Genomic DNA, 22,435 nt, shown 5'->3' with positions numbered 1-22,435 from the left:
CGATCAGCGTCGCAGTTCGGCGACGAAGTCGTAGTAGTCGTTGTGGCAATAGGTGTCGGTCAGCTCGATCGCGCTGCCGTCGCGGGTATAGCCGACCCGCACCACGTGCAGGATCGCCTCGCCTTCCTTCATGCCCAGGTGCCCGGCCAGCCGCGCCGGCAGGTTGATCGCGCGAAAGTACTGCAGCGCGCGCACCACCGGGGTGCCCTGTGCATCCAGGTAGGCGTACAGCGAATCGCCGATCGCCAGCGGATCGGGCACGGTGCGCTGCGGCAGCACCGCCTTCTCATAGGCCATGACCCGGCCGTCGGCGCTGCGCAGGCGGGTCAGCGCCGCCACCACGGTGTCCGGCGACAGCCCCAAGCGCAGGATTTCCTCGCCGTGGGCGGGGCGCACGCGCCGTTCCAGCCAGCGCGTGCCCGGCTCCAGGCCCTTCATGCGCAGGGTCTCGCTGAAGCTGGCCAGACCACTGAGCTGATGCTGGATATGCGAGGTGATGAAGGTGCCGGCGCCCTGCCGGCGCGACACCAGGCCCTGTTCGACCAGCGCATCCACCGCCTGGCGCAACGTCACCCGCGACACCTGCAGTTGTTCGCACAACTGGCGTTCGGCCGGCAACGCCTCGCCCGGCCTCCACTGGCCGCCCTTGATCGCCTCGACCAGCTTGCTGGCCAGTTGCAGGTACAGCGGGGTCGGCGCACTCGGGTCCACGGCCAAGCCCGCCAGCCTGGGGTCGACCTCGGGCTTGAGCTTGGTCATCGTGCTGGCTCCGGACCGCATGGATTCATCATGTCCAATATAGTACCAATTTGCGACATGTGCACGCCGGGTCAGAGCCGCAGGTACAGCCGCCGCCGGTCCATCCACCAGCCCACCGCCCAGCACACCAACGTGTAGGCCAGCGCACAGGCCAGGCTGCCCCAGGGACCGGGCAGCAGCCGCTGGAACACCGCGATGCCCAGCCATTGGTACAGGTCCATTCCACTGGCGCCGGCCGGGACCAGCCGCAGGCTGATCACGAACAGTTCGGAGAACAGGTAGATTGCCAGCGGATTGCGCCCGAGCACGGTGAAGAAGCCGCTGCCCGCCTGCCACCGGCGCACCTCGATCGCCCACAGCAGCGCGCCCAGCAGCAGCAGATCCAGGCCCACCGTCAGCAGCACGAACGAACCGGTCCACAGTTTCTTGGCCAGCGGAAACCACGGCTGCCAGGCCAGGGCCAGCAGGGTCAGCGCGATGCCGGCCAGCAGCAGCCAGCGCACCGTGCGCGCCTGCTTGCCGACGCGGCGCACGTACAGGCCGGTCAGGTAGCCGGCGATGACATTGACCGTGGCCGGCAGCGTGCCGAGCAGGCCTTCCGGATCGAAGCCGCCGTCCTTGCGGTACAGCTGCGCCGGATCCAGCAGCCACAGGTCCAGGCGCGTGGCGGCGTTGCCGAGCTTGCTCAGTTCCGCACCCGGCTGGCCCCACAGGTACAGCGCCGCCCAGTGGCCGAGCAGCAGCGCCACGCAGGCGCCGAGCAGCCCGCGCGGCGGCAGCCAGCGGCACAACAGCGCGGCGAGCGCGTAGCACAGCGCGATGCGCTGCAGCACGCCCGGCACCCGGGTCTGGTCGATGGCGATGAAGCTCCAGCTGCCGTCGGCGCCCTGGTGCACGAACGGAAACCAGTACATCAAAAAGCCGAGCAGGAAGATCAGCGCGCTGCGCTTGCCGACCCGGCACAGGAACGCGCCGAGCGGCTGGCTGCGATCCAGCGCGAAGCTCATCGCGTTGCCGACCACGAACAGGAACGACGGGAACCCCACGTCGGCGGCGGTGAAGCCGAGCCACGGTGCGTGCCGCAGCTGCACGAACGCGTCGGCGCCGGCGCCCGGCGTGTTGCCCAGGATCATCAGGAAGATCATCAGGCCGCGGAACACGTCCAGCGACACGAAGCGTTCGCGCGATGGCGCGGCGGCGGGGATGCTCATGGAAGCGGCGCTCATCGGGCATCCACCTGTTGCAGCAGGGTGCGTACCGCGGCGACCGGATCGGCCGGGGCTTGCCGCGTGTAAGCTGTCTCGCACTTCACCCAGTCCAGCTCCCAGGCGCGCAGCCGCTGCTGCAACGCCGCCTCGTCCACGCTGCCGCCGCCGACCGCCGCCGCCCGCAGCGCCTGCATCGCCAGCGCCCAGCGCGGCAGGTAGTAGTCGGCGTACATGCCCTGCCAGGCCTTGGACGCATAGTCGCCGAGATTGCCCTCGCCGCCCCACACGCTGACCTGCGCCTTGGCGTCGCGCCGGTAGTAGGCCGCGTCCTGCGGCGTCTTCGCATAGCTTTCGGCATCGCCGAGCCAGCTCGACAGGGTTTCCTGCTGGCCGCCGACCAGGCCGTCGAGCTGCCGCACCGCCGCCTGCACGCGGGCGAACGCGGCATCGCCGGCGGCGACGTCGCCGCGCTTGTAGGCGGCCACCGCCTGCTGCAATTGCGCATCCACGCGACCGGTCGCGTAGTGGCGGGCGAAGTCCACCAGGTCGTAGCGGTACAGCGGCGCGTCGGCGTACTCCGGCGCCAGCGCCAGCAATTGATCCAGCGCACGGCGCAAGCGCGGCGGGTCGCCGGGCGCACCTTCGAATTCACCGATGTCCAGCGTCGGCCGCTTGAACAGCAGGTAAGCGCCGGCACGGCTGCGCCACCAGCGCGGCGTCCAGTAGCGGGTGGACAGCACTGCGGCCTGCAGGTCGTCCCAGGCCGCACGCAATGCCGGCGAAGTATGTCCGTAGCGGGCGCGGGTGTAGTCGCCGAGCCAGTCCTGCAGCGAACGCTGCTGCTCGCCCCAGGCCAGCGCGTACATGTATTCGTAGACCACCGAGTTGGTGTGCAGGCCTTCCGGGAACGCGCCGAAGCCGACCAGTTGCTGCTTGTCCTTGTCCGCGAGCAGCGCACGCAGGTCGTCGCGGTAGAACGCCAGGTCGCCGTACACCGGATTGCTGCCGCCGTAGTTGTGCACGTAGCCGTAGATCCACTGCTTGCCGTCGAACGCGTCGGACAGCTTCCAGGTGCCTGGGTAGCGATCGTTGCCGATGTCCAGCACCAGCAGCTTGTCGTTGGGCACCTCGCGCAGGAACGCGGCGATCGCCTGCGGCGTCCAGAAGTGGCGGTCGGCGCCGAACAGCCAGCCCTGCATCACCCATACCGCGTCGGGATTGGCGCGATGGATCGATTCATACAATGCGCGGCCGTACTCGGCCAGGCGCTTGTCGCGCTGCGCCGGCGACACCTCGGGCGGCGTGGTCTTGGCGGTATTGGCGGTGCTGTCGCCGTAGCTGGCCAGGCGCGCGTCGCTGCCGTCGGCGGCGATCGGCGGCAGCATTTCGTTGAACGCATCGGCCAGGTAATAGGTGCCCTTGCCGTACGTGCGGTCGTAGAGCTGGATGAAACGCTGCGCGATCTTGGCGAACAGCGGATCGGCCGGATCCAGCCAATAGGTCTCGTGGAAGCCTTCCCAGGCGCGCATGCGGTAGATGCGCGCCTGCGGATGCGCCTGCGCGAACGCCTTCGGCACATAGCCGGCGAAGGCCGGCAGCACCGGCTTCATGCCCAGCGCGCGCATGCGCTGCAGGATGCGCTGCTGCAACGCGTGCTTGTCCTCGATCCACTGCTGCGGCAACGGCGCATCGTAACCTTCGATGTTGCCCATGCGCTGCCACGGCGCAAACGCCGGGCCAGAGAAATACTGCGCCAGGTCCGCGTCGCTCACCCCGAACTCGCGCCACAGCGCCTGCCACACGTAATCCTGGCCTTCCATCGCCAGCGGCATGTCGATGCCGTGCAGCGCCATCCAGTCGATCTCGCGTTCCCAGCGCGCCCAGTCCCACCACGGCGTGGTGTAGCCGTAGGTGCATACGTTGAGATAGGCGCGGTAAGCGAACGGGGTGACAACGCGCTGCCCGTTGAAATCGGCATAGGCCGCAGGCAGCGCGACCCGGCTGCCCTCCCAGCTCACCGAGGCGGCGCCGATGGATTGCAGATAGCTGTACGCGCCATGCGCCAGCGCCACTTCCGAGGAAGCGGACACGCGCAGCGTGCCGGCGGCGGCGGCGACCTGGTACCAGTCGTTGCCGTTGCCGCGCGGCTGCCGTTGCAGCGCCAGCGCGGCGGCGCGCGGGCCGAGCGTGCGCAGCAGCACGCCGCGCGCGGCGGCGCCCTGCGCGTCGGGCGCCGCTGCGGCGAACGCGGCCGGCGCCAGCAGCGCGCCGGCCAGCAGCAGTGCGGCATGGCCGCGCAACGGCAACCCGCACAGCGAGCGCAGCCAGGCACGGCCGCATGAAAGGGCATGGCGGAAGGTTCGCTTCATTCGGTCAATACTCCACTATCGCGACATCATCGAAGCCGAAAGGCATTCCGGCCGTCACCTGCATCACCACCGCCAGCACCCGTTCGCCGGCCGCAGGCGGCAAGCGCAGTTGCGCCGGCTGTCCCGCGGCCACACGGGCAACCAGTTTCCGGTCCAGATACACCTGCGCCGCACCGGTGGCACGGCCCAGCCGCAGCACGCCGCCGCGCTGCTGGATCCCGGCCCACGGCGTAAACGCGGTGCGGTACAGCACATAGCCATCGCGCTCGGCGCGCGTTTCCAGGTTGCCCGGCTGGCAGAAGCTCCAGCTGTTGTTGTCGTTGGGCGCGCGTGGCAGCGCCGGATCCGGCGGCGCGGCGAACGGCAGCGTGCGCCGCCAGCCGGGCACCACCATCGCCGCGGCGGCCGGCGGCAGCGACAGCGGCGCGGCTGCCGCATCCAGTTCGATCGTCGCCTGCGCGGCACGCAGGCCCGGCGCGCGCGCTTCGATGCGCAACCGGCGCTGGCCGGTGCCGGCCTCGACGATGGCCTGCGCCAGGCCGTTGAACAGCTGCACCTGCGGCACGTTATCGGCCGCGTGCCGATTCGGGTCGCCGTTGCCGACGCCGAGCAGGCGCCCGCCGTCGACCTGCAGCGCGATCTGCGCAGCGGCAAACGGCACATGGCGGCCCTGCGCATCCACCGCTTCCAGAGTGATCGGCTGCGCGTCGCGGCCATCGCCGCGCATCCGCCCGCGGTCCGCGGTCAGCCGCAGCGCGGCCGGCGCGCCGACCGTCTGCACCCGCTGCCGCGCCACTTCGCGACCATCGCGATAGGCCACCGCCTCCAACACACCCGGCACGTACGTCACCTGCCAGGCATTCATTGCGATCCGGTCCACCGCCTGTCGCCCCTGCGACTGCCCGTTGAGCCACAGCTCCACCTGCTGCGCATTGCAGAACGCCATCACCTTGATCGGCGTGCCTTCGCGGCCCGGCCAGTTCCAGTGCGGCAGCAGCTGCAGCACCGGCGCAGCGTCGATCCACTGCGCCTGGCGCAACCAATACGCGCCCTTCGGAAAACCGCACAGATCCATGATGCCGAAGAACGAGGACACCGACGGCCATTCGAACGGGGTCGGCTCGCCGCGGTAGTCGAAACCGGTCCAGACGAAACTGCCGGCCAGATAGGGGCGCTCGTCGATCAACTGCCAGGACCTGCGATGGGTGTTGCCCCACGGCGCGGCGACCGAGTCGTCCTCGGCGATGACGTGCGCGTCCATGTCGGTGAACCAGGCGCCGCGGGTCTGGAACGCGCTGGTGTCCTCGCTGGACAGCAAGGGCTTGTCCGGCATCGCCGCGCGCACCCGGTCGTAGTTGAACTGGCGGTAGTTGAAGCCGACCACGTCCACCGCATCGGCGGCGTTGCGCTGGGTCAACATGCCGTCGTTCATCGCCGCGGTCACCGGCCGGCTGTCGTCCAGCGCGCGCACCAGCGCCACCGCGCGGCGCACCATTTCGTAGCCGGCGACGGTGCCCTGCATCGGCTCTTCGTTGAACACCGACCACAGGAACACGCAGGCATGGTTGCGATCGCGGCGCACCAGCCAGCGCAGTTGCGCGGCGTAGTCGGGCGCGGGATTGAACACGCGGTTCTCGGCCATCACCAGCATGCCCAGGCGATCGCAGACATCGAGCAGTTCGCTGGCCACCGCGTGGTGCAGGCGGATCGCATTGCAGCCCAGCGCCTTGAGCCGGCGGATGCGGAACTCGAGCAGGCTGTCGGGTACCGCCACGCCGACCCCGGCATGGTCCTGGTGCAGGCAGGCGCCCTTGATCTTGAGCGGCCGCTCGTTGAGGAAGAAGCCGTGCTGCGCATCGAAGCGCAGCGTGCGAAAGCCGATCGCGCACTCGCGGCGGTCGCGCTCGCGGCCAGCGCTGCGCAGCACCGTCACCACCCGGTACAGATGCGGCGCGGCCACGTCCCAGCGCTGCGGCTGCCGCACCTGCAGTTCGACCTGCGCCAGCGCCTGTGCCAGCGCGCCGACCTGCACCGCAGTGCTGCCCTGCGCCACCAACGTGCCGTGCGCGTCGTACAGCGCCACCTCCAGCGCCGCGGCGTCAACCTGCTCGCCGGTATTGGCGAGCGTGACCGCGACCGGTAGCGTCCACTGTGCGTCGCTGCCGATCCGCGGCACCGCATGCACGCCGTCGCCGACGATATGCAGCGCATCGCGCACCGCCAGCCAGGTGTGCCGATAGATCCCGGCGCCCTCGTACCACCAGCCGTCCATCGCCTCGGCATCCACGCGCACCGCGATGCTGTTGAGGTCCTGGCCGTAGCGCGCGATCGCGCTCAGGTCGATGGCGAACCCGTCGTAGCCGCTCCAGCTGCGCGCCATCAGCAAGCCGTTGACCCACACCGTGGCACGGCTGGAGATGCCGTCGAAGCGCAGTTCCAGCGCCTTGCCGCGCTGCGCCTCGTCCAGCCGCAGGCTGCGCCGGTACCAGGCGATGCCGCGACGGCGATAGCCCTGCGCCACATTGGCGCTGGCCTCGATCGGCTGCTCGATGGCGAAATCGTGCGGCAACCGCAGTTGCCGCCATTGGCTATCGTCGAAATCGCCGGCGGCCGCGCCCCAGGCCTTGCCGGCCTTGGCATTGTCGTAGCTGGCGTCCTGGCCGCTGATCGGCGGCAACGGGATGTCGCCTTCGTGGAACCGCCAGCCCTCGTCCAGGCACAACAGGCCGGGATCCACTGCCAGCGTCAACGTCGGCACTGCCGCGGCGGCGGTGCCGGTCGCGCCAGCGGCCATGCCGGCCTGCGCCGCGCTGCCAGCCCAGCTCAACCGCGGCGCCGCCAGCAGCAGGCCGGCACCGGCGCCGCCTGCCAGGAATTCTCGTCGTTGCATGCGCTTGCCCTGAAACCTGTGAATGCGATAGGGATGGGCCACCTCGCCCTGCCCGGCACCACCGTGGCGCCGGGCAGGCGGCGGTCTATCCTGCAAGCGACCGCAGCGGCGTCACAGGATGTCCCACTGCATCGACACGTAGAAGCTGCGGCCGGTGACGCCGGTCATCTGCCAGCGGCTGCTGAAGTCCTTGTACGCCTCTTCCTTCTTGTCGGTCAGGTTGAGCCCGCCGAGCTGGAAGCTGAGCGTGTCGGTGGCCTGGTAGCCGAGCACCGCGTCGAGCTGGGTGCGCGCCTTCATGGTGTGGCCTTCGCGAGCGAAGAAGCTGTCGCTGCTGTCCTGCTGGTACTCGCTGCGGTGATTCAGCGACAGGCGTGCGGAGAACATCGCATTCTCCAAGTAGCCGGTGGCGTTCCAGGTCTTCTCCGACAGGTTGCGGATCTGGAAGTCGGTGTCGCGCTGCGGGAGCACCCGGGTGAAGTTGGCGGTCAGGCCGAAGCCCTGGATCGGCAGCCACGCATCGAACGATTGGGTCCAGCCCAGCTCGTAGCCCTTGATCTTGACCTTGCTCGGATCGTTCTGGGTGGCGGTGATCTCGTAGATGTTGCCGTTGCCGTCCACGCAGTCGCCGGAGCTGTTGCCCGACAGCGCCGCACCGTTGAACGTGGTCGGGCAGACGATGCTGTTGAAGGTGCCGTTCTTGACCTGTTTCCAGAAGCCGGCCAGGGTCAGGCCGCCGCCTTGGCCGTAGTACCACTCAAGGCCGAGGTCGGCCTGGTTGGCGGTCAGCGCCTTCAGGTCGGTCTGGCCCAGCGACACGTCGTAAGTGGTGGTGCCGCCGGTGTTGGTGCCCGAGGAGATGGTGCTGGCGATGGCGGTGTTGCTGTCCAGGATCGGCCGCACCAGCACCTTGCCCGCGGCGAAGCGCAGCAGCAGGTCTTCGCGCATGTCCAGCACCAGGTTCAGGCTCGGCAACCAGTTGTGGTACTCGTACGGCGCGCGCGCGGTGCCGACCACGTCGTTGGCGTCCTCGCTGTATTGCGAGGCGGTGGTCAGGTAGGTGTCGGTGGTGCGCTTGGTGTTCTCGTAGCGCACCCCGACATTGCCGCGCAGGCGCATGCTGCCCAGTTCGGTGTCGATCTTGGCCAGCGCATAGCTGGAGAAGATGTCGTTGCGGATGTGGTAGCTGGCCTGCGGCGCGAACAGCACCGGCACGGTGATGCCGGAGGCGGCCAGCGCGTCGGCGTAGGCGTACACGTCCGGCGCCACCCAGTCACTCTGCGAGGCCAGGTTGCCGTCGAGGAAGTTGCTGACGCCGGAGCTGGCCGCCGACAGTTCCGGGAACATCGCATAGCCGGACACCGCGCCGGAGTTGATCAGGTACAGGAAGTCGCGGCGCCAGACGTTGCGGTCGAAGGTCTCGCGGCGGAACTTGGTGCCGAACTTCACCGAGTCCAGGAAGCCGGCGCCGACATAGCGCTCGGCATCGAACTGCAGCGACCATTCCTTGTTGCTGAGCTTGGTGATCGCACCGTTGGGATATTCGTCGCGCACCAGATTGGCCTGGTTCCAGGCGCTGGCGTCGTCGGCGTCGGCATCGGTGGTCAGCGAGATCGCGCCGGGATTGGACATGTCGAACAGCGTCGCGGTCGGCTTGCGGCCGAGGATCACCGCGCGCTCGTCTTCGTCGGTCTTGCCTTCGGTGTAGTTGGCCACGCCGCTGAAGGTCCACGCATCGCCCTTCCACTTCGCGTCCCAGGTCAGCAGCTGCGAGGTGAGATCGTGGCGTTCGATCTGGCGGTTGTTCTCCAGCCAGTAGTTGGACGCCGACACCTTGGTCGCGTTCAGGCCGTCGGTTTCCAGCACGTTCAGTGCGTTGCGCTCGAAGGAATAGACCAACTGGTTCATGTCGTTGTCGGTCTTGTCCTGCGAGTACAGCGCCGTCAGGTTCATCTCCAGCCGGTCGTTGGGCTTCCACTGCAGGCCGGCGGTGAGCATCTTGCGGTCGGTTTCGCGCTCGATCGAGCGGTAGCGCGGGCGGCGCGGGATGTACGCGGTGCCGTCGTCGGTGTCCTGGGTGAACCAGCGGTCGATCCACAGGTAGTCAGCGCGGTCCTTGAGCTTCTGGTAGCCGGCGTTGACGAACACGCCCAGTTCGCCGCCGTCGTCGAGCTGGAACTGGTCGATGTAAGTGACCACCGCCTTGGGCGTCGGCGCGCCGCCGGCGAATTCGGAGTACTGCTCCTTGGCCGACAGGATCAACTTGCGTTCCTTGTAGTCCAGCGGCTTGGTGGTCTTGATGTTGACCGTGCCCGACAGCCCGCCGGCGTCCATGTCCGCCGACGGCGACTTGATCACCTCGATCGCCGCGGCCACTTCCGGCTGGATGATGTCGTAGCGGAAACCGTCGGTGAAATCGGCGCTCTTGACGGTCTGGCCGTTGATCGTGGTGGCCGAATACTGCGGGCCAAGGCCGCGGATGCTGATGGTCGAACCGCGGCCGTTGATGGTGGAAATCTGCACGCCGGGAATGCGCTGGATCGCCTCGGCGATATTCTCGGCCGGGAACTTGCCGATGTCCTCGGAAGAGATGCCGTCGGTCATGCGCGCGTCTTCGCGCTTGTTGTCCAGCGCGGTGATCAGGCTCTTCTGGTAGGAGCTGGTGACGGTCACGGTATCGAGCTGGGAGATCCCGTCGGATGCCGGCGCTTGCTGCGCCTGCGCGCCGGCACTGAGCAGACCGAGCGCGATGGCGGTGGCGAGGACGGACAGGGAACAGCACTGCGGACGGGAGCGGGCGGCATGTGGCATTGGGCTATCCTGGTTGATGGCTGATCGGCACGACGACGTCTGACACCCAGCGGCAGCGATCGGCAGGCCGCACCCTCCATGGCGCCCGACGCGACGCGCAGGGCGATGCCGTCCGTGCGGGCACGGAGTCGATGGAACGTGCTGTCTGTTGCGGCGCCTCGTGTTGCGGAAGGCGCGTCCCCGTCCCTACCCCGGAGCGGGCGATTGCATGCGGCTGCTGGACTGATCGACCCGAATTGGCAAAGACCAATTCCAGGCGCCTCGATTTTTATGGTCTTAGAAAGATTGTGTCAACGCTGTCATGTCCACAATCGCCAAATGGCGCCTGGACTCGCCCCGAGATCCTAAGAATCTTCTTTTAAATCAGAATATTGAAGGCGTGAAATTTTTTCTGAGCGGACTTCTTCACGCATCGTTGTCACGCTACCTATAGGGCACCAATTCTACGAATGAGACCAATTTTGCGTGCCTCGACATGACTGCGCCGCGTTCTCATTTGCAGCGCTTCGCACGCGCCGCGGCGATCCTCATAACCCTTTGATATATAAAAATCCCTTGAGGCTGTGCGACGCACTCCCGGCACCGACATGCGGTTCCCATGGCTGGACCAGCACCAGACGAATTTTCCGGCAAAGACCTGACATCGTTGTCATAGCCTGGTAAGAATCGCTGCGCGCCGGGGGGAGCCGCGCATGCGCGGCGCAGACCCGGGACATGGGAGGAATGCGTGGGAGGCATGTGATCGCAATGCTCCGTCCGCGCCAGTCGCGTGCCGCACTCGGCGCCCCGTCGCAACAGCCGACACGTTCCGCGGCCTGCGCGTTGCCCCCGGCATCTACCGCAGCGGGCGGCCCGGCCAAACACAAGTCACTGTGGGAGCGACTTCAGTCGCGACGAACGACGCCGCAAGCTTCGGCGGCTACGCAACCGGCCGGGGCTGATGGCCATACCTTTCAACGTCTTTGGACGCACCCAATAAAATCAATTGTTACAGCTACGACTCTCATACTGAATTCGCTACCCTCTGTCGCATTCTCCTACACCATCAGCAGGAAAGCAGCGGGTTACAGGATCGGCGCATCAAACACGTTGAAAGGCATGGGGATGATGGCCCGGCGCCAGCAAAAGCCCCTGTGAAAGCACACCCGGCAAACCTTGCAGGCCGCCCAATTCCCACAGTGCGCTTGAACCGCCTCAGCCGCGCTCGCGCCGCCCCGCACCAGTCTCCAACCGCCACAGCAGATCGCGCAGCGGGGTGAGCGCTGTGGCCATGCCTGCCGCCACGCCCAGCGCATCGGCCAGCGCGTCGAACGGATCGGCCGACCGCGTGGTGGTCCACGCGCCCTGCGCGAACTCGATGCCGATGCCCAGCAGCAGCAGGCCCAGCGCCGCCCGACGCCAGGCGCGTGGCCCGGCGTAGATCTGCACCGCGCCGGCCGCCAGCAGCAGGTAGGCGGTGACATGCTCGACCTTGTCGGTGTCCGGCAGGTCGGACAGCTGCGGCGGGTGCGGCATCATGCACACGTAGATCAGCACCAGCACACCCAGCCACCACAGCCCCAACCACAGCCAGGGCCGGCGGAATGCGCGCACCGCCGCCATCACAGCCGCCAGGTCAGGTCGCCGGCCAGGAACGCCGGCGCCAGCGACACGTCGCGTTCGAAGCCCATCACCTGGAAGCGCTCGCCCATCTCGCTGGGCAGGGTCAAGCGCTTCACCTGCTCGCGCAGGCGCAGGCGGCCGCGTTCGTCGCTGCGCGCCTCGGCCTCGGCCAGCAGCGCAGCCAGGCCGTTGCCGAGCAGGAAGCTGGCCTGGGTGCAGTAGCCGCCCAGTTCGAAACCGGCGCCGGTGCCGGCCTCGGCCAGCGCGGTGAAGTCCACCGATGCGGTCAGGTCCTGCAGGCCTGGCCACAGATAGGGGTCGGCATGCGTGCGATGCCGGTAGAACGCGCGCAGGGTGCCGTCGTCACGCTGCGGCAGGTAGAACTCGCCGCGCGGATAGCCGTAGTCGACGAACAGCATCGCACCACTGCGCAGGCCGCCGGCCACCGCCTGGATCCAGTACGGCAGCTGCGGCAGCAGTTCGGAGCGATAGCCATCGGCGAACGGCGTTTCCAGATCGCGTTCGACATGCCGCACCGCCGCCATCAGCAGCGGATCGGCCGGCTGCTCGCCGCGGCGGAAGCGGCCTTCGCCATCCAGGGTCACGGTTTCCTCGAACACCTCGCCGTCGCGCAGGGTGAAGCGCGGCGTCGGCAGCGCATCGATCACCTCGTTGGCGAACAGTACCCCGTTCCAGTCGTCCTCGAACGGCCGATCCAGCCATTCCACCAGGTCGAACACTGGCGGGATCAGCGCGCGTTGCAGGCGTTCGCGTTGGCGCGCGCGCAGGTCGGCGCTGGGTTCGAGGATGGCGTAGCGCTCGGGCAGCGCGTCCAGCGCCAGCAGGCGCTTGAGCATCACCTCAGCGAACGCACCGCTGCCACCGCCCACCTCCAGCATCCGCGCCTGCGGCCCGAGCTGCTGCAACACCGGCGCCAGCGCGTTGGAGACGGTGGCGGCGAACAGCGGGCCCAGCTCCGGCGCAGTGACGAAGTCGCCGTCCGCACCGAACTTGCTGCTGCCGGCGCTGTAGTAGCCCAGGCCCGGCGCGTACAGCGCCAACTCCATGAAGCGCGAGAACGGAATCGCGCCGCCGCTGGCGGCAATCTCGGCGCGCAGATGCGCGGCCAGTCGATCGCTATGGGCGAGCGCGTCGGCGTCGGGGGCTGGGAAATCGATAGGCATGCGGCGCTGGATTGGGTGGACAATGCACAGCATAGCCGAGCGTGGAATGCACACATGACCGAGACCAAAGTCGTCCTGATCACCGGCAGCGCGCGCCGCATCGGCGCCGGCATCGCGCGGCGCCTGCATGCCGCCGGCTATCGCGTGGCGCTGCACGCGCACACCTCGCAGGCCGAGCTGCAGACGCTGGCCCAGGAACTGGAGGCCGCGCGCGCCGGCAGCACCCTGACCCTGCACGCCGACCTGCGCGACGCCGCGCAGCTGCCGGCGCTGGTGACGCAGTGCGTGCAACATTTCGGCCGACTCGATGCGCTGGTCAACAACGCCTCCACCTTCTATCCCACGCCGCTGGCCGAGGCCACGCCGGCGCAATGGGACGACCTGTTCGCGGTCAACGCGCGCGCGCCGCTGTTCCTGGCCCAGGCCGCGGCCGCGCAACTGCGCGAGCACCGCGGCGCGATCGTCAACATCACCGACCTGCACGCCGAACAGCCGCTGCGCGCGCACCCGCTGTACAGCGCGGCGAAGGCCGCGCTGGCGATGCTGACCCGCTCGCTGGCGCTGGAACTGGCACCACAGGTGCGGGTCAACGCCATCGCCCCCGGCGCGATCCTGTGGCCGGAAGCCGGCAAGGACGGCGCCGCACAGCAGGCCTTGCTGGCGCGCACGCCGCTGGCGCGGATCGGCCAGGTGGAGGAGATCGCCGAGGCGGTGCGCTGGCTGCTCGACGAGGCCGGCTTCGTCACCGGGCAGACGCTGCGGGTGGATGGGGGGCGGGGATTGAGTTGAGGCCTATCGGGACCAGGGACCGGGGACCCGGAGGTCAGAACACGGCGAGGAACAGAACGTGGCACGCGCCGCAAGCGGAGCGACACACGGCAGGCCTTGTGCTTTTTGTGAATCTCCGATGGGGCGTTAGCAGGTCCCCGGCGACAATGCCCCCGGTCCCCGGTCCCCGGTCCCTGGTCCCGGCTCTCCAAGCGCCACCACCTCGAACGTCTCCCCGAACTGCGCATGCGCCTGCCACAGCGCGCCCAGGCTGCGACCGCTGACCGGGTCGACGAAGTCGGCGGCGATGTCGGCCAGCGGCTTGAGCACGAAGGCGTGGCGCAGTTCCAGGCGCGGGATGCGCAGGTGGCCGGGACCTTCGACGATGCGGTCGCCGTAGAACACCACGTCGATATCCAGGGTGCGGTCGCTGCAAAGCGGGCCGCTGCGGTCGCGCCCATGTGCATCTTCCAGCGCATGCAGCCATGCATGCAGCGCTTCCAGCCCCCACTCGGTCTGCAACGACACGGCATTGTTCAGGAACGGCGGGCCGTCGAATCCGACCGCCGCGGTGCGGTAGGTCGGGGACAGCGCGATCGGGCCGAAACGCTGCCGCAGCGCACCTATCGCGGCAGGCAGATGCTGTTGCGGGCGCAGATTGCTGCCCAGGCTGAGGAGCACGGTGGTCATGGGATATTCGGGCATGCCGCGGCCGCGGCCGTCAACGGGTAGCCAAGCCCGCCCCCCCCCGCATAGAATCGAAGCGCACTGAACTTCGGCAGCGACATGACTTATTGCGTAGGCATCGAAGTGGACGAAGGCCTGGTCTTCGCCGCAGACACACGTACCAACGCCTCGCTGGACGACGTCCGCGTGCATCGCAAGCTGCATGTGTTCGAGTATCCGGGACAGGCGGTGTTCGCGCTGATGTCGGCCGGCAACCTGGCCACCACCCAGCTGGCGATCTCCAAGCTGCAACGCGATGCGGACGATCCGGACGCGCCACGCAACCTGCGCTCGTTCAAGCACCTGTTCGAGGTCGCCGAGTACGTCGGCGAGGTCCTGGTTTCCAGCCAGGTCAAGCTGTCCGAACAGTCCCAGCACAGCGGGGTCAGCGTGCAGTCCACGCTGATCCTTGGCGGGCAGATCGCCGGCGAGCGGCCCGGACTGTACATGATCTATCCGCTGGGCAACGCCATCGCCACCTCGCCGGAGACGCCGTACCTGCAGATCGGCGAGTCCAAATACGGCAAGCCGATCCTGGACCGCATCATCCGCCCGGAGATGCAGCTGGAGGACGCCGCGCGCACCGCGTTGGTGTCGCTGGACTCCACCATCCGCTCCAACCTGTCGGTCGGCATGCCGATCGACGTGGCCCTGATCCGCCGCAACGACCTGCGCGTGACCGAACGCCTGCGCCTGGAAGCGGACACCCCGCTGTACTCGGAAATCCACGACACCTGGTCGCGCAAGCTGGAGCACGCGGTGCGCACGCTGCCGCGCTTCCCCTGGGAGGCGGCCATGACCAGCGAGAGCGAAACCGACAACCGCGGCAACCTGCCGCCGCTGCCGCCGCGCCGGGTGCCGGCCCGGCGCGACCCGGAAGACCAGTCGTCGCAGCAGTGACGCAGGGACCGGGGACCCGGAAAAGCGAGATAGAGAAGGCTGACGGCACGCGTGAACTGAGACAACACCGCTGTCGCGGTGGCTATTGCTGCTGCCGTTCCGGATCCCCGGTCCCGGCTCTTCAGCCACTCTCCAACGCATGCGCCACCGCGCGGAACACGCGCTGCATTTCCAGCGGCTTGCGTAGCACGTGCACGGCGATGTCGCGCGGGAAGTGGTCGCGCTGCATCGCCGTGCCGGCATCCTCGAGCACGATCGCCGGGCCGCGATAGTCCAGGTCCTGCAAGGCCAGCAGCAGGCTCACCGCCGATAGCAGGATGATGTCGCTGTCCACGATCAGCAGATCCGGCATGCCGTGTTCGCGCACGTCGCGCAGCGCGGCGGCGCCGTCGGAGGCCAGCTGCGGCTGATAGCCCTGGCTGGACAAGGCATTGCCGAGCAGCGACAGGCGCGTGGCCTCGCCGTCGACCAGCAACACGCGCTGGCCCTTGCCCATCGGGATCGCCGGCTCCGGCTCGGCCGAGGGCACGTGGCCGCGCAGCGGAATCAGCAGTTCGAAACAGGTGCCAACGCCCGGCGTGCTGTCCACGCCGATGCTGCCACCGTAACTCTCGACGATGCGCTTGCACGAGATCAGGCCCAGGCCGGTGCCATCGGGCTTGGTGGTGAAGAACGGGCTGAACAGTTGCGCCTGCGTGGCCGCGTCCATGCCCACGCCGGTGTCGCGGACCAGGATCCGCACCTGCCCGTTGCCGTCGGCGCCGAGCGCCGGCGCCGCCGAAATGCTCAGCGCACCGCCGGCGGGCATTGCCTGGATCGCGTTCAGGCCGAGGTTGAGCAGGCACTGTTGCAACTCGGTGTAGTTGGCCTCGAGCGACAGCTCGGCGTCGGCCACCTCCACCTGCAGGCTGACCCGCTCCGGCAGGCTGCTCTTGAGCAGCATCTGCACCGCCTGGAACAGGCCAGCGATGGACACCCGCTCGCTGGGCGTGCGCGAACCGCGCACGAACGACAGCATCGACTCGGCCATCTCGTGGCCGCGCCGGCCGCACTCGGCGATGACCTCGGCCAGGTGCCGCAGCTGCGGGTCGTCGCTGCGTCCGATCATCAGCTCCGGCACGATCAGCAGCGGCTGCAGGATGTTGCGCAGGTCGTGGCTGAGACCGGCGGCGAGCAACGCCAGGCTCTCCAGCCGCTGCGCGCGCATCAGCTCGACCTCGACCCGCTGCCGCTCGCGCTCGGTGCGCGCCTCGCGGATCGCGCGCGCCACCGCCGACGGCAGACGGGTCGGGTTGTGCTTGATGATGTAGTCGTTGGCGCCGTCGCGCAGCGCCTGCACCGCGGTCTCCTCGCCGATCGTGCCGGAGACGAAGATGAAGGGCACCGAGCTGCTGTGCTCGCGCAGCACGCGCAGCGCCTGGTGGCCGGAGAACTCCGGCATGCTCAGGTCCGACAACACGATGTCCGGGGCGAACTCGCGCAGCGCCGCGCGCAGCGCGGACTCGCCTTCCACGCGGCGAAAGGTCGCCTCCAATCCGGCATCCAGCAGCTGATCGGACAGCAGCTCGGCATCCTCCGGCGAATCCTCGACCATGAGGATCCGCAGCGGCCCTAGATTGGTGCCGGTGGTGGGCATGCGCGCTTACTCTTTGTCCGGCGCCTGGTTGATCAACGCCCAGAACGTGCCCAGCGTCTTCACCGCAGTGAAGAACTGGTCCACGTCCACCGGCTTGACCACGTAGGCGTTGACGCCCAGGTCCCAGCTGCGAGCCAGGTCGCTTTCCTCGCGCGAGGACGACAGGATCACCACCGGCAAGCGCTTGAGCGATTCGTCGGTGCGCACCAGCTTCAGCACTTCCAGCCCGTCCATGCGCGGCATCTTGATATCCAGCAGCAGCACCGCCGGCAGGCCGTCCTCGCGATCGGCGTAGGCGCCGCGGCGCAGCAGGTAGTCCATCGCCTCCACGCCGTCTTCGACGTGCACGATGGGATTGGCAAGGCGCGCGTCGCGCAGCGCATCGACCGCCATTTCGGCATCGGCAGGGCTGTCTTCGGCAAGCAGGATGGTGCGGATGGCGGTCATGCGGTCAACTCGTTGGGGGGCGCTTCGGGCGCGGGGGGTAACACGAAATGGAAGGTCGCACCCTGATCCGGCGCCGCATCGGCCCAGATATGGCCGCCGTGGCGGGTCAGCACGCGGCGTACGCTGGCCAGGCCGATGCCGGTACCGGTGTACTCGCTGGCCTTGTGCAGACGCTGGAACACACCGAACAGCTTGGCCGCATAGGCCATGTCGAAACCGGCGCCGTTGTCACGCACGGTGAAGCGGTGGCTGCCGTCCGCTTGCAGCTGATAGCCCACCTCGATCACCGCGACCTCGCGCCTGGCGCTGTACTTGACCGCATTGCCGAGCAGGTTCAACCACAACTGACGCATCATGTTCTCGTCGGCGACCAGGATCGGCAGCGGCGCGACGCTCCACTCGATGCGGCGGCCGCTGCCGGCGTGGTCGGACTGATAGTTGGCGTCCAGCACCGAGCGCGTCTCCGCCACCAGCGACTGCATGTCCACCGCTTGCAGGCGCAGCGCACTGCGACCCAGGCGCGAATAGACCAGCAGGTCGTCGATCAGCGAGGCCATGCGCCGCGCCGAGGTGCCGATCACTTCCAGATAATGGCGGCTCTTCTCGTCGGCGGCATCGCCGAGGTGGCGGGCCAGCTTGTCGGCGAAACCGGCGACATGGCGCAGCGGCGCGCGCAGATCGTGCGAGACCGAATAGCTGAAGGCCTCCAGTTCACGATTGACCTCCGAAACCTGCTCCACCTTGCCCTCGAGCTGCCGGTTGAGCATCTGGATACGCTGCTGCGAGGCTTTCTGCAGGCTGATGTCGCTGACCGTCATCAGCACCACTTCGTCCTCGCTGTCCGGCAGCGGCATGCGCCGCGCGTTCAGCAGCATGGTGCGGGCGACGCCGTCGGCGCCGAGCTGTTCGTGCTCGAAATCCCACAGCTCGCGCCCGCGCAGCAGCACCTCGGCCAGGCGCTGGCGCATCAGGGGATCCTGCCAGACGCCGTCGCCGACCTCGGCCAGCATCTTCGGCGCCTGCTCCGGGTCCAGCCCGTACAGCTCGCCGAAGGCGGCGTTGTGCATCAGCATGCGCTGCTCGCTGTCGAGCAGCACGATCGGCTCGCGCACCGTCTGCAGCACCGCGGCGGCACGGGCATTGGCACGCAACATGTGCCGCTCCGCGTCCAGGCGCCGGCGGATCTGCCGTTGCAGCAGCCAGATCACCAGGCCCAGCAACAGCAACTGCACCGCCAGCGACACCCAACTGATCGCCGAAGCCAGCATCCGCCGCTGGTCGGCATCGGCGGTACGCTCGGCCAACAGCGCGTCCTCGCGCTTCTGCAGGTCGGCGATCAGGCCACGGATCGGATTGTCCGCGGTCATCTCCAGGATCAAGGCACGGATCCGTTCCGGGTCGCGGGTCTCGGCGATACGCGCGGCCAGCAGGCCTCGGCGCTCCAGGGTGCTCTGCAAGCGGCCGATGCGCACCTGCTGGTCGGCGTTGTCGCGGGTCAGCTCGACCAGGCGCGCGATGGCCGGCGCCATTGCGGTGCGCGACTCGCTGAAACGCGCGCGCAGGATCGGCGAGTCGACGTCGTGCGACATCGCCATCGCTGCCGATTCCATGTCGCGTATGTTCGCTTCCAGATTGCTCAGCGTCGCGGTGACCTCCTGGCTGTGGCTGACCCAGTGCGCCGCACGCAGGGTGCTGTCGCTCATCTGCCGCAACAGCAACGAAGGCAGGATCACGATCAACACGACAGCCAGCGCCAGCAGCGGCAAGCGCCAGCGGTCCCAGGCGTCGTGTTTGGCGGTGATCTGCATACCTGTTCTTAGAAGATTAAAGGCGGCAGCGACAGCGGGGCGGCATTGTCGCCGATCCCCGCAAGCGCACGATGAATTATTCAGGATTTGCGCAACTCCCCAGCGCGCGCCGTGAATACGACTCTATCCTAATGTTCGGGCACAAAGAAACGGGCGACTGTGCGCCGCCCGTGGCCACTGCCGATGCGATGCGATCAGGCGCGGTGCGGGCGCAGCTGCCGTGCGCGGGCGGCCGCGCCCTGCGTCGCAGCAATCAGCGTCCACGACGACATCCCGGCCCGGACCAGCAGGAAATCGGCATGGCTGCGCAGGCGCGCACGCTCGACGGAATCCAGGTCTTCGTCCAGGCGCTGCATCAGCGTGGCGAAAGCCGCCCAGAAACCGGCATCGTCGTGAAAGGTGGCCAGCAGCATGCCCAGCTTGGATTCGAGCTGACGCATCGCAAGTGGCAAGCAGGACGGTCGCGGTGGCGCGCCTGTCGAGGAGAGCACCGTTGTATCCACCGCGTCGAGCGAAGCAGCTTGCGTGACCGCGTGGCTGGACGCGGCGGGAGAGTAAGCATCCAACATGGCAATTCGCCTGGTAGCCAACATAGCTTGATGATGGCTGAACGTGCGTCAATGCAATGCGAAGCACAGCGTTACGCTGCGTGATGCGCCAGGGGCGCGAGTGTGTCGCCAAAAAAAATGCACTCCGAAGAGTGCGTCGTGGGTGCAGAGGCGGGGTGCGCCTCGTCGCGCGCCCCCGCCGCCATCACCGATGGGCGTGGCTCAGTGCTTGTCCGCGCCAGCCACTTTCAGGCCGGTCGAATCGACCTTCTTGACCCCGTCGATCATCTTCGCGACCGACACCGCCTTGTCGCGCTGCAACTTGTTCTCGACCGCACCGGACAGCTTGACCGTGCCATTGAGCGTCTCGACCTTGATGTCGGTACCGGAGACATCCTTGGTCGCGAGCAGATCGGCCTTCACCTTGGTAGTGATCCAGGTATCGGTGACCGGCTCCTTGGATTCGTGCTTCATGCCGTCGTTGTGGGCCATGCCGGCATGGCCCTTGTCGGCGGTGGCCGGCGGATCGACGGCGAGCGCCTGGCCGGCGGCCAGGGTCAGACCGAATGCGAGTGCGTTGCCGAGCAGCGTGCGTGACGTGATCTTTTTCATGATGTCATCCTCCCTTGAAGGTGTGTGGCGGAGTGTCTGCGCGGCGACGTACAAGCGACGTGACCGTCAAATCGCGGCAGCGTGAAAGGCGTGCACGCCGCGCGACCGGCGTTGCCGGGATACTGGCCTCCCACTCGCAGCGGTGCCGATGCCATGCCCCAGCCGTTCAATCTCGCCCTGCTCGGCTACGGTTTCGTCGGCCGCGTGTTCCATGCGCCGCTGATCGCGCACACGCCAGGCCTGCGGCTGCACACCATCGTGTCCAGCCGCCACGACGAAGCCGCCGCGGCGTATCCGCAGGCGCGCATCGTCGCCGACCCGCAGCAGGCCTTCGCCGATGCGCAGGTCGATGCGGTGGTGGTGGCCACGCCGAACCAGACCCATGCGCCGCTGGCGCTGGCGGCGCTGGCGCAGGGCAAGCACGTGCTGGTGGACAAGCCGTTCACACTGGACGTGGACGAGGCACAGCAGGTGCTGGCGCAGGCACAGCGCGCCGGGCGCATCGTCAGCGTGTTCCAGAACCGGCGCTGGGACGGCGACTTCCTGACCCTGCGCGCACTGCTCGACGCGAACCGGCTAGGCACGATCGCCGAATTCCACTCGCACTTCGATCGCCACCGCCCGCAGGTCGGCGATCGCTGGCGCGAGCATGCGCTACCCGGCTCCGGACTGTGGTTCGACCTGGGCCCGCACCTGCTCGACCAGGCCTTGCAGTTGTTCGGCCCGCCCGAGGCGATCCAGGTCGATCTGGCGCAGCAGCGCGATGGCGCGCAGGCGACCGATTACTTCCATGCGGTGCTGCGCTATCCGCAGCTGCGTGCGGTGCTGCATGCCGGCTCGCTGGTCGCCGCCAACGGACTGCGCTTCGCCGTGCATGGCGAACGCGGCAGCTACATCAAGCAGGGGCTGGACACGCAGGAAGCGCAGTTGCGCGCCGGCCTCACCCCGGCCGCGCCGCAGTGGGGCGAGGATCCGCTTGCCGGCGAACTGACCCTGGTCGGTGCCGACGGCAGCGCCGCCACGCAGTCGCTGCCGACGCAACGCGGCGACTATCGGCACTGCTATACCGGCTTTCGCGAAGCGATGGCCGCCCGCGCGCCCGCGCCGGTGGATGCGGCGCAGGCGCTGGCGGTAATGCGCTTGCTGGAACTGGGCCAGCGCAGCGCGGCCGAAGGCCGCACGCTGGCGCTGGACTGAGAACCGCCGCGCGGCTTATCCGGCCGCGCTCCCGGACGGCGGCACGGCCGGGGTCTCGTGCTTGATCGCATGCCCGCCGAACTGATTGCGCATCGCCGACAACAGCTTGTCGGTGAACGAATCGTCGTCGCGCGAGCGCAACCGCTCCAGCAGCGACAAGGTGATCACCGGCGCGGGCACGTTGAGGTCGATCGCTTCGGCCACGGTCCAGCGGCCTTCGCCGGAATCCTCCACGTACGGCGCGATGCCGGCCAGGCTGGGGTTTTTTCCCAACGCATCGGAGCACAGCTCCAGCAGCCACGAGCGCACCACGCTGCCCTGGCGCCAGACCTCGGCGACCTGATGCAGGTCCAGCTCGAACTCCTGCTTGCGCGCCATCAGCGCGAAGCCTTCGGCATAGGCCTGCATCATTCCGTACTCGATGCCGTTGTGGACCATCTTGGTGAAGTGGCCGGCGCCGCTGGGACCGACCCGGCCCCAGCCGGCATCGGCGGCCGGCGCCAGGGTCGCGAACACCGGGTCGAGCCGACTCACCGCCGCGGCGTCGCCGCCGATCATCAGGCTATACCCTTCCTGCAGGCCCCACACGCCGCCGCTGGTGCCGCAATCGACGTAGGCGATGCCGTGCGCGGCCAGTTCGCCGGCACGGCGCATGGAATCCTTGTAATAGGAATTGCCGCCGTCCACGACCACATCGCCTTCGCCCAACAGCGGCAGCAGCACCGCCAGGGTGTCGTCGACGATCTTGCCGGCCGGCACCATCAGCCACACCGCGCGCGGCGCCGGCAGCGCCGCGACCAGCGCCGCCATCGCGTCCACCGTCTCCACCCCGCGCTGCTGCGCCGCGCCGCGCGCCGCCTCGCCCAGGTCGAAACCGACCACGCGATGGCCGCCACGCACCAGCCGCTCGGCCATGTTCGCGCCCATCCGGCCCAAGCCTACAAGTCCCAGTTCCATGCGTCTGTCCTAG

17 protein-coding genes are annotated in these 22,435 nt (G+C 68.2%); 3 read left to right on the top strand and 14 right to left on the bottom strand.

All coding sequences use genetic code 11. The annotated features are described in order from the left end of the window. Positions 1–3: 3 nt before the first annotated feature. The 7 genes from E4A48_RS20310 to E4A48_RS20280 form a co-directional block, all read right to left on the bottom strand. On the bottom strand, positions 4–726 hold the full coding sequence (locus E4A48_RS20310; protein ID WP_176717096.1) for a GntR family transcriptional regulator: 723 nt from the start codon (positions 724–726) through the stop codon (positions 4–6). A gap of 104 nt (positions 727–830) precedes the next feature. After that, entirely contained in the window at positions 831–1,985 is a 1,155-nt protein-coding gene (locus E4A48_RS20305; RefSeq protein WP_142741636.1) for an acyltransferase family protein, read from the bottom strand. Then, positions 1,982–4,336 carry an alpha-N-acetylglucosaminidase gene (locus tag E4A48_RS20300; RefSeq protein WP_260608013.1) on the bottom strand — a complete coding sequence of 785 codons (2,355 nt, stop codon included), beginning with the start codon at positions 4,334–4,336 and terminating at the stop codon, positions 1,982–1,984. The genes E4A48_RS20305 and E4A48_RS20300 overlap by 4 nt, the downstream gene beginning before the upstream one ends. A gap of 4 nt (positions 4,337–4,340) precedes the next feature. Continuing rightward, positions 4,341–7,226 (bottom strand): beta-galactosidase GalA, encoded by a 2,886-nt coding sequence (galA, locus tag E4A48_RS20295; protein WP_142743065.1) that lies wholly within the window; start codon positions 7,224–7,226, stop codon positions 4,341–4,343. 111 nt (positions 7,227–7,337) lie between these two features. Beyond that, complete coding sequence (locus E4A48_RS20290) at positions 7,338–10,037, bottom strand: TonB-dependent receptor (RefSeq protein WP_142743064.1); 2,700 nt, start codon at positions 10,035–10,037, stop codon at positions 7,338–7,340. 1,194 nt (positions 10,038–11,231) lie between these two features. Next, positions 11,232–11,639 (bottom strand): VanZ family protein, encoded by a 408-nt coding sequence (locus E4A48_RS20285; protein WP_039006030.1) that lies wholly within the window; start codon positions 11,637–11,639, stop codon positions 11,232–11,234. After that, complete coding sequence (locus E4A48_RS20280) at positions 11,639–12,823, bottom strand: class I SAM-dependent methyltransferase (RefSeq protein WP_039008973.1); 1,185 nt, start codon at positions 12,821–12,823, stop codon at positions 11,639–11,641. Before E4A48_RS20280 ends, E4A48_RS20285 begins: the two co-directional genes overlap by 1 nt. 54 nt (positions 12,824–12,877) lie before the next feature. On the opposite strand from E4A48_RS20280, the gene E4A48_RS20275 reads away from it, so the two are divergent. Further along, on the top strand, positions 12,878–13,612 hold the full coding sequence (locus E4A48_RS20275; protein ID WP_039006032.1) for a pteridine reductase: 735 nt from the start codon (positions 12,878–12,880) through the stop codon (positions 13,610–13,612). Between the two features lie 126 nt (positions 13,613–13,738). Here E4A48_RS20275 and folK read toward each other — a convergent pair whose 3' ends face one another. Beyond that, on the bottom strand, positions 13,739–14,281 hold the full coding sequence (folK, locus tag E4A48_RS20270; RefSeq protein WP_039006033.1) for a 2-amino-4-hydroxy-6-hydroxymethyldihydropteridine diphosphokinase: 543 nt from the start codon (positions 14,279–14,281) through the stop codon (positions 13,739–13,741). Positions 14,282–14,377: 96 nt separating this feature from the next. Between folK and E4A48_RS20265 the strand changes: the two genes are divergently transcribed. Continuing rightward, complete coding sequence (locus E4A48_RS20265) at positions 14,378–15,217, top strand: 20S proteasome subunits A/B (protein ID WP_039006034.1); 840 nt, start codon at positions 14,378–14,380, stop codon at positions 15,215–15,217. A 121-nt stretch (positions 15,218–15,338) separates the two neighbouring features. Here E4A48_RS20265 and E4A48_RS20260 read toward each other — a convergent pair whose 3' ends face one another. The 5 genes from E4A48_RS20260 to E4A48_RS20240 all read right to left on the bottom strand — a co-directional run bounded on the left by E4A48_RS20260 (position 15,339) and on the right by E4A48_RS20240 (position 20,271). Then, complete coding sequence (locus tag E4A48_RS20260) at positions 15,339–16,853, bottom strand: ATP-binding response regulator (protein ID WP_039006035.1); 1,515 nt, start codon at positions 16,851–16,853, stop codon at positions 15,339–15,341. 6 nt (positions 16,854–16,859) lie between these two features. Then, entirely contained in the window at positions 16,860–17,300 is a 441-nt protein-coding gene (locus tag E4A48_RS20255) for a response regulator (RefSeq protein WP_039006037.1), read from the bottom strand. Next, positions 17,297–19,108 carry a sensor histidine kinase gene (locus E4A48_RS20250; RefSeq protein WP_039006038.1) on the bottom strand — a complete coding sequence of 604 codons (1,812 nt, stop codon included), beginning with the start codon at positions 19,106–19,108 and terminating at the stop codon, positions 17,297–17,299. Before E4A48_RS20250 ends, E4A48_RS20255 begins: the two co-directional genes overlap by 4 nt. Positions 19,109–19,302: 194 nt before the next feature. Beyond that, entirely contained in the window at positions 19,303–19,677 is a 375-nt protein-coding gene (locus E4A48_RS20245) for a hypothetical protein (RefSeq protein WP_142743062.1), read from the bottom strand. Positions 19,678–19,878: 201 nt separating this feature from the next. Next, entirely contained in the window at positions 19,879–20,271 is a 393-nt protein-coding gene (locus E4A48_RS20240; RefSeq protein ID WP_185910791.1) for a BON domain-containing protein, read from the bottom strand. A gap of 150 nt (positions 20,272–20,421) precedes the next feature. Between E4A48_RS20240 and E4A48_RS20235 the strand changes: the two genes are divergently transcribed. Beyond that, positions 20,422–21,465, top strand: a complete 1,044-nt coding sequence (locus tag E4A48_RS20235) for an oxidoreductase (protein WP_039006041.1) — start codon at positions 20,422–20,424, stop codon at positions 21,463–21,465. A gap of 15 nt (positions 21,466–21,480) precedes the next feature. Here the strand turns inward: E4A48_RS20235 and gnd are convergent, their stop codons facing one another. Further along, positions 21,481–22,422 carry a phosphogluconate dehydrogenase (NAD(+)-dependent, decarboxylating) gene (gene gnd, locus E4A48_RS20230; RefSeq protein WP_142743060.1) on the bottom strand — a complete coding sequence of 314 codons (942 nt, stop codon included), beginning with the start codon at positions 22,420–22,422 and terminating at the stop codon, positions 21,481–21,483. Between the last annotated feature and the right edge of the window lie 13 nt (positions 22,423–22,435).

The organism is Xanthomonas translucens pv. cerealis, from assembly GCF_006838285.1.
Lineage (GTDB): Bacteria > Pseudomonadota > Gammaproteobacteria > Xanthomonadales > Xanthomonadaceae > Xanthomonas_A > Xanthomonas_A cerealis.
The sequence above is the reverse complement of the archived record's forward strand: the minus strand, read 5'-3'. Positions and strand labels throughout refer to the sequence as shown.

Excerpts from the sequence above, each read along its gene's own strand:
- E4A48_RS20305 (WP_142741636.1), bottom strand. The coding sequence starts at position 1,985 with ATGAGCGCCGCTTCCATGAGCATCCCCGCCGCCGCGCCATCGCGCGAA.
- E4A48_RS20300 (WP_260608013.1), bottom strand. The coding sequence starts at position 4,336 with ATGAAGCGAACCTTCCGCCATGCCCTTTCATGCGGCCGTGCCTGGCTG.
- galA (WP_142743065.1), bottom strand. The coding sequence starts at position 7,226 with ATGCAACGACGAGAATTCCTGGCAGGCGGCGCCGGTGCCGGCCTGCTG.
- E4A48_RS20290 (WP_142743064.1), bottom strand. The coding sequence starts at position 10,037 with ATGCCACATGCCGCCCGCTCCCGTCCGCAGTGCTGTTCCCTGTCCGTC.
- E4A48_RS20285 (WP_039006030.1), bottom strand. The coding sequence starts at position 11,639 with ATGGCGGCGGTGCGCGCATTCCGCCGGCCCTGGCTGTGGTTGGGGCTG.
- E4A48_RS20280 (WP_039008973.1), bottom strand. The coding sequence starts at position 12,823 with ATGCCTATCGATTTCCCAGCCCCCGACGCCGACGCGCTCGCCCATAGC.
- E4A48_RS20275 (WP_039006032.1), top strand. The coding sequence starts at position 12,878 with ATGACCGAGACCAAAGTCGTCCTGATCACCGGCAGCGCGCGCCGCATC.
- folK (WP_039006033.1), bottom strand. The coding sequence starts at position 14,281 with ATGACCACCGTGCTCCTCAGCCTGGGCAGCAATCTGCGCCCGCAACAG.
- E4A48_RS20265 (WP_039006034.1), top strand. The coding sequence starts at position 14,378 with ATGACTTATTGCGTAGGCATCGAAGTGGACGAAGGCCTGGTCTTCGCC.
- E4A48_RS20260 (WP_039006035.1), bottom strand. The coding sequence starts at position 16,853 with ATGCCCACCACCGGCACCAATCTAGGGCCGCTGCGGATCCTCATGGTC.
- E4A48_RS20255 (WP_039006037.1), bottom strand. The coding sequence starts at position 17,300 with ATGACCGCCATCCGCACCATCCTGCTTGCCGAAGACAGCCCTGCCGAT.
- E4A48_RS20250 (WP_039006038.1), bottom strand. The coding sequence starts at position 19,108 with ATGCAGATCACCGCCAAACACGACGCCTGGGACCGCTGGCGCTTGCCG.
- E4A48_RS20245 (WP_142743062.1), bottom strand. The coding sequence starts at position 19,677 with ATGTTGGATGCTTACTCTCCCGCCGCGTCCAGCCACGCGGTCACGCAA.
- E4A48_RS20235 (WP_039006041.1), top strand. The coding sequence starts at position 20,422 with ATGCCCCAGCCGTTCAATCTCGCCCTGCTCGGCTACGGTTTCGTCGGC.
- gnd (WP_142743060.1), bottom strand. The coding sequence starts at position 22,422 with ATGGAACTGGGACTTGTAGGCTTGGGCCGGATGGGCGCGAACATGGCC.